The following is a 312-nucleotide window of genomic DNA, read 5'->3' on the forward strand; positions in this document are numbered from 1 at the left end:
AGAAGGTGCTCATGGGAAATCCCCTAAATGTTTTGGTGGGAATTTAGGGGATTTTGGGGGGATTTTGCAAAGGTCTCGGATTAGTTTTCAGACGGCCTGATTTTTCGGTTTGAGGCCGTGCCTATCAAGTCTTTTAAATTGGTGGTTTGCAGAATACCGTTTGTCGCACATACGTCTTTCAGACGGCCTGACGGTTTGCGCCGGTTGTTCCGTCGGTTTAAGCTTGATTGGAAATCTTCGTTAAAACAGTTTGTTGGAGTCGAGCAGCAGGGTAACCGGGCCGTCGTTGCACAGCGTAATCTGCATATGGGT

General features: G+C 47.8%; 1 pseudogene. It reads right to left on the reverse strand.

Features of this window, described 5'->3' with window-relative positions:
- Positions 1-240 precede the first annotated feature (240 nt).
- Positions 241-312: pseudogene (locus tag ACTHSL_RS13340) on the reverse strand (D-aminoacyl-tRNA deacylase); the annotation flags it as partial.

Origin of the sequence: Neisseria sp. P0008.S010 (assembly GCF_051962715.1) — a bacterium.
GTDB lineage: Bacteria > Pseudomonadota > Gammaproteobacteria > Burkholderiales > Neisseriaceae > Neisseria > Neisseria elongata.